Below are 5,465 nucleotides of genomic sequence, written 5' to 3'. Positions count from 1 at the left end.
GGAGCGAACGCGCGTACGCTGAGCATGAAGAAATGGCTTGCTTTTCGATTTGATCTACGCGGCAATTCGCTCGTAGGACTTGATCAGCCCACCGAGATGTTCCTCGCGGTGGATCTCATCGAGCCTGATTGTCTCGAATTCCGGCGGTGGCTCGACAGAGCAGGGCGGCAGATATTCCCGTGAGCTATGCGCTCGATGTTTGTTGTAATAATCAACGGATTCCGAAAGGATAACTCATGATGTAATTCCGCAGGAAAGGAGTCAGTGAAATCATCAAATCGAGAACAGCTTCAGCAGAATTAGGTAGTCTGAATATTCCTGTTTCACATGTTTCTCAAACCTTCGCCTGAATACTCTCCAGAACGCCATCCCACAATCGCAGCCGCGCTTCCACAGCGGCCTGCGCTGCAGTGATTGCTTCTTCGATTTTCGTGGGGTCATTCTCACACAAACCATTCAAAAGTCGCAGTGAAAGCGGTGCATGGAAGTCGCCATCAAGTTCGACGTGCCGATTCAGATAGAAATGAAACACGGGAGCCTGCTGTTCGGTCACGCCGGTCTGTTCCAGAATCGAACGGAACATACCGGGAATAATATGTTCGCGTCCCAGCGCGAACGCCGCGGCGATTTTGTGAGGCGCCCCGTCAGCAATGAACTCAAAGGTTTTGGTTGTGAACTGCCGCGACGGTTCCGGCATATCGGGAAACTGAAGTGCGGCTTCGATTCCCTGTTGATCGACGATTGTGATGAATTCTGTCAGGGTCTCCGTGCTGGCGCCCACTTCTGTCATCGCCGCCTGATATAGTTCAAAGTGGCTGGAAAATTCGCCATCGGCGGTTTCATCGCATTCTTCTTCCAGCACGATCTCATTAATAAACCGCCGCACGCTGGCATCACCGCGGGGCAGCCACGGTGCACCGGTCGGCGCGATCACTCCCTGCAGATACTTGACCAGCGACATGAAATCCCAGACCGAATAGACATGGTGCTCCATGAACCGCTGCAGGTCTTCCAGCGTAGCAATCGCTTCGTAGCGTCGAGTGCAAATAGACTGAAGAGTCTTAAGTTCAAGAGGCAATTGATCTTTAAAACAAAATCTGATGAAAAAACTGACGTGAGTCGGGGCAGGTATGCCGTGAATGGCTGTTGGTTGTGACCTTTAAGGAGCCAACGCGTGTACGGGACCGTATTGTGTTACAGGTTGTTTACTGTACAATAATCGAAGTGGTAAGCACGCACTATCTCCCTTATTTCTCAATAGGATACAGGGGCTGTTCTATGAAGATCGTGAGGAAGTGAATTGAAGAATAAACTCAAATATTTGCACAGGACAAACCATTCTCAATCTGATCCAGCTCGACGCGGGTTCCTGAAGTCGGTTTCGGCTGGCATGATGGGATGTGGTCTGGCCGAGATGCTTGCGCTGGAAGCGATGGCGAAGAGCGAAGGCAGACGGGCAGCAGGTCGGGCAAAGCAGGTGTTGGTCGTCTATGAAGAGGGCGGGATCAGCCAGATGGATACCTGGGATCCGAAACCGGATGCCTCTTATGACCATCGCACGCCTTACAAGCCGATTGCGACCAATGTACCTGGTGTCAATTTCTCATCGCTGATGCCGATGACAGCGAAGCAGGCGGATAAGTTATCAGTCATACGCTCAATGACCTCGGCTCGAGTTGCTGGCCACAAGGAGGGGTGCCAAGAGTTCTTTAAAGGCTACCGTTTTGATTCCGCTTTTGACTTTCCCGACATTGGGTCAGTCGTCACCCATAAAATTGGAACAGACTGTCCGCAATTGCCGGGATATATTTTCTGTCCGGGAATCAATATGCCCAATCACGTTACCAGCACCGGCTTCCTGCCATCCAGCCGATCGCCGTGGAAACTGGGCACAAAGAATCTGGGTGAAAACCTTTCTGACCCAGAGTGGAAAGTGAGATCGTTGCAATTGCACCCAAAATTGAGCCCTGAGCGGTTTCATCAGCGGCGTGATTTGCTCGAGAAATTGGATCGTTCAGCCGTCTCGAAGACTGAATCTGCGGAAGCGCTACAAACATATTATGAGAATGCGGTGGATCTGTTGACCAGTCCCAGGGTACAAGCTTCGCTCAATCTGTCGAATGAAAGCGAGAAAATACGGGACCGCTATGGACGTGACCATCGTGGTTGTTGTTATTTGCTGGGACGAAAGCTCATTGAGGCGGGGGTGCGTTTTGTAAGTGTGACTGTCATCCAGCCACCGGAGCACGTGAACCGACCCGGTTACGGGCAACCCAATGGTGTGTTTCTGAACTGGGATCACCATGAGGGGATTTACAATAACGGCCCATGTAGTGGCCCTCAAGGGAAGAGTAACCAGGAACGTTTCGGCTTACCTCACCCGGTGATGATGCCCAGCCTCGACCGTTCTTTGAGCGCCTTGCTCGAGGATATGGATGCGCGCGGGTTACTAGACGAGACGCTGGTCTGTTTCATTACTGAAATGGGGCGAACGCCACGCGTCAACAAGTGGGGAGGGCGTGATCACTGGGGGCGAGCGATGTCGGTCGCACTGGCCGGTGCTGGCGTACCGGGCGGACAAGTGATTGGCTCAACCAACAAAGAGGGAGGCGATGTGACCGACCGGCCCTACACTCCCTATGATTACGCAGAGACAATTTATCGCAAGCTCGGTATCGACACTACGGCTCGTCTAGAAAAACCGGGTGGCCTGCCGATCGATTTCACCGATGGTGGTCGAGTTATTTCAGAAGTATTTTGATTGATCACAGTAGTAGAACAAAATTCGAAAGTACAGTGTCAGAACGTCGGGTACAAATAGACTGTCGCACGTTAAGGCCCGTAGTCAATTGATATTGAAAAACAAAATCTGTTGAAAGAACTGACGTGAGTCGGTGCACGTCTGCCTTCAAGGACTGTTGTTTTTGATCTTTCAGGAGGGACGCGCGTAAGTTACGACATACTGAGGTTCTCTGATATCTAAAAAAATGAAATTGCCGACCACCCGGAAAGGTGGCCGGCTTACAGAATTTCTCAGGTAGTATTAATACTCTAAAACTAATTCTGCTACAGTGATTTCCTGCGAGTACGACCATCGGGCACAGGTAGCCCATGTTGTTCGTGCCAGAATTTGACTGAACTGGTTACCGTATTCCGGTCGATTTTCAGAGCATCAGCAATCTGTCCGAGCAACAATCCCTGATCGTACAGTTTCATCACATCATCTGCGATGGACTGATAGTGGGGAGGTTCTTTGTGTTTCACAGCGAGTTCTGACCGACGTGTACGTCCATCAGGCTTTGCCTCCCCCAGTAACTCAAAGACCTCTTTTAAAATTGCAGTGACACGACTACGGCTGACACCTAATGTTTCAGCGATCTTAAATTCAGGCTCTTTAGCGTCATACATCCTTTTGGCAATTTCCCGCTGTTGATCCGTTTCATCAGATTGGATGAAATCGATCACGATTTCCTGCCCCTGATCTGCAGACTCAATCGTGGATGAAGTACCAGTAACGATATCTGACACCCTCTGGGCATAAATCCGGAATTTCCCGCGAAAGTAATAGTTTTTCTTTAATGGGATCTTTTCCGCTTCCAGAATAATTTCCCCTCCAACGAGTGCCGTTAAAGCACTGTTCGAGGCTGGGGATAATTCCTGTAAAACCTCAAACAGCTTTGTGAGTTTAGTTCTTAACCACTCTTTGGTAGGACTTCCCACATCGTGTGTTTGCTCCAGCTTGAGCTGTTTTAGCTCATACTGAATTTCTTTCTGCTCTTCCTTTCTGAGCTTAAGTCGACGCTGCAGATCCTCTGGGGCATCGCCCTGTTCAACCAGATCGAGTAGACGTTCGATCTTTTGAGTCACCTGAGATAACTCCCGTTCTTTCTCTCTGATTGCTGCAGGGACCCGATTTTCGTATTCCCGATACTGTTTCGACAATTCAATGAAAACGTAATCAAACCACTGATCATCTTCCAGAATCATTTTTCCAATTTTTTCGAGAATCATCGATTCCAGCAACTGAATAGGTACTGATGTGATAACACCACAGGTACCACGTTTTCCACCACGACAACGAGCTCGTTTACCGTCAGAGTGAAACGGGCTGCCACAGTGGGCACACTTCAAAAGATTGTGTAACAACTTAATTTTACGACGACCGTTCGCTTCAGCAGAGGATCCTGTAAACTTGCCATTAACACTGCGGTGTTTTCCCCATTTTTCAGCGTTGGCGTCCAATTTCTCCTGTGCTCTCCGAAAAGTGTTTTCATCGATAATACACAGATGAGGTAGTTCACGTTTCCATTTTTCACATTCTTCTTCCGGCCGTGGCTTCTGACAAATAATGCCTGTTTCTGGGTCACGATTGTTTTGCATCTCCCCCCAAGCCCAGTCACCAATATATTTTGGATTCGTCAAAATATTTACTACAAGGGCATGGTGCCACTCACTACTTGAAGCCCGATGATCCTTGGGAGCCTTTAAACGATTGAGCTCTCTGGCTATTTTGTTGATTGACATACCTTCATCAACAAACCAGGTAAAGATCTGACTGACCCAATCCGCGTGCTCTTGATTTATAACGTATAGCATTCGCGGTTTGCTATTACGTCCTGCTCGCTTTACTTCGGATCCCGGCACCGGCTTAGAGCCGTACCCAAAACACCAATCTCCAACAGAAAAACCATTAAGCAGGGCATGCTCCTGTCCCCGCAAAACGGATACACTTAAATCTTTGATGAACTGTTCATGAATCAGAGCAAAAATCGCAGCAATGACTTCCCAGCCGGTTGTTTTGGTATCAATTCCTTCAGTCACACAAATGCAGCGAACACCGTAAACATAGACGAGTTTTTTGAGGATGGGCATTGTAATGACAGATTCCCGTGCCAATCGACTTAAACTATATAAATACAGTACATTGAACTTCCCTTGCTTTGCTGCTTCCAGCAGCTCATTCAGGCCCTCTCTTTCAAGTTTTGTGCCTGATACGGCCCTGTCTTCATATTCGTAAGCGGGTAAGATTTGATGGCCGTTTCGGAGAGCCAGTTCCCGACACTTTTGTTGCTGCTGTTCGATACTTTCATCGCGCTGGTTGTTCGAACTGAAACGAGAATAGTCGGCAGCTATTTCCAGAACATCCTTTGTGTCCTGCTTCTCTTGACTACGCCGTCGTTTTCGAGCATAAACAACAGATGATTCACTAACGGCTGTTGCAGGAGCATGGTTCAAATCGATTTGTGCTGAAAGTGTGCTGAAACGATTGCCAAACAACAGAAAATAACCAACACTAACCAGAAGTAACCAGAAGCCTGCTACCCCTATAAAAATAGAGGTATGATGCCGAAACGCTACTATGCTAGTGCAAGATGAAAACAGGGAGCCGAGTTTCCCCCCCTCTCCGCTCCTTTGTTTGCCGTTGAGTTGTAAGCCTATAACTCAACGGCATTTGCTTTATCTGG

At 48.6% G+C, this 5,465-nt stretch carries 4 protein-coding genes; 2 read left to right on the top strand and 2 right to left on the bottom strand.

Annotated features, from left to right (window positions below):
* Positions 1-183: hypothetical protein (locus tag Q0668_RS23845; protein ID WP_298869051.1), on the top strand; the 183-nt coding region annotated here is incomplete at its 5' end.
* A gap of 151 nt (positions 184-334) precedes the next feature.
* On the opposite strand, the gene Q0668_RS23840 is transcribed toward Q0668_RS23845, so the two are convergent.
* On the bottom strand, positions 335-1,078 hold the full coding sequence (locus tag Q0668_RS23840; RefSeq protein ID WP_298869050.1) for a DUF3050 domain-containing protein: 744 nt from the start codon (positions 1,076-1,078) through the stop codon (positions 335-337).
* Positions 1,079-1,300: 222 nt separating this feature from the next.
* Between Q0668_RS23840 and Q0668_RS23835 the strand changes: the two genes are divergently transcribed.
* Positions 1,301-2,761, top strand: coding sequence for a DUF1501 domain-containing protein (locus Q0668_RS23835; protein ID WP_298869049.1), 1,461 nt, complete (start codon positions 1,301-1,303; stop codon positions 2,759-2,761).
* A 305-nt stretch (positions 2,762-3,066) separates the two neighbouring features.
* Here the strand turns inward: Q0668_RS23835 and Q0668_RS23830 are convergent, their stop codons facing one another.
* Positions 3,067-5,277: a recombinase family protein gene (locus Q0668_RS23830; RefSeq protein ID WP_298869048.1), complete on the bottom strand. Its 2,211-nt coding sequence runs from the start codon at positions 5,275-5,277 to the stop codon at positions 3,067-3,069.
* Positions 5,278-5,465 lie beyond the last annotated feature (188 nt).

It is taken from the genome of uncultured Gimesia sp., from assembly GCF_937910335.1.
In the GTDB taxonomy this organism is placed as follows: Bacteria; Planctomycetota; Planctomycetia; order Planctomycetales; family Planctomycetaceae; genus Gimesia.
Note: the sequence above shows the minus strand (reverse complement) of the source record. Positions and strands in the feature narration are given on the sequence as shown.